Source organism: Escherichia sp. AM3 (assembly GCF_032029835.1).
Taxonomy (GTDB): Bacteria; Pseudomonadota; Gammaproteobacteria; order Enterobacterales; family Enterobacteriaceae; genus Escherichia; species Escherichia coli.
Map to the genome: position 1 here is coordinate 1 of NZ_JAVUPQ010000401.1, position 912 is coordinate 912.

Annotated in this window: 1 protein-coding gene and 1 pseudogene; both read left to right on the forward strand. The window is 52.7% G+C overall.

What is annotated here, in order from left to right; translation table 11 throughout:
- A pseudogene (locus tag RTW80_RS26160) lies at positions 1 to 149 on the forward strand (enoyl-CoA hydratase/isomerase family protein); the annotation flags it as partial.
- A 9-nt stretch (positions 150 to 158) separates the two neighbouring features.
- The coding region (locus RTW80_RS26165; protein ID WP_312720997.1) for a CoA-transferase at positions 159 to 912 on the forward strand (754 nt) is incomplete at its 3' end.

A 912-nucleotide genomic window follows, 5' to 3' on the forward strand; every position in this document is an offset into this window, starting at 1 on the left:
ATATTAAGCAACTGATTCTGGCACTGGAAAATAAACATGCCGATTACCCGCACCAGCTACTGGCCGGATTAATGTCTGCCACTCAGGATTGCCAGCAGGCGACGCGCGCCTTTGCCGAAAAAAGTAGCGTGAGATTCCATAATCAATAAGGAAATTGTATGCGTAAGATAACAACCGCCGAGGCACTGGCGGCGCAAATTCAGGACGGTGCGACTATTGCTATTAGCGGTAACGGCGGCGGTATGGTGGAAGCCGACCATATTCTGGCTGCTATTGAAGCGCGTTTCCTGCAAACCGGACACCCTCGCGACCTGACGCTAATCCACTCGCTGGGTATTGGCGATCGCGACTGCAAAGGCACTAATCGTTTTGCGCACGCAGAGATGCTCAAACGCATTATTGCCGGGCACTTTACCTGGTCGCCCAAAATGCAGGCGCTGGTAAAAAATAACACGATTGAAGCCTACTGCTTTCCTGGTGGCGTGATTCAGGCACTGCTACGGGAGATCGGCGCCGGACGTCCGGGGCTTTTTACCCACGTTGGGCTGGGATCGTTTGTTGATCCACGCAATGGCGGCGGTAAGTCGAATGAATGCACTACCGACGAGCTGGTAGAACTGATTGAAATCGACGGTGAAACCAAACTTCGTTATCGCCCTTTCAAAGTGGATTACGCGATTTTGCGTGGCACTTATGCCGATCCTCGAGGCAACGTCAGCCTTGAAGAAGAAGCGATTGATATGGATAGCTATTCCATGGCGCTGGCAGCACACAACAGCGGCGGCAAAGTGTTCGTACAGGTACGCGATGTGCTGGAAGCTGGCGCGATTGAACCACGCCGGGTCAAATTACCGGGCATTCTGGTTGATGGCATCGTTGAACACCGCGAACAACCACAAACCTATCTTGGCG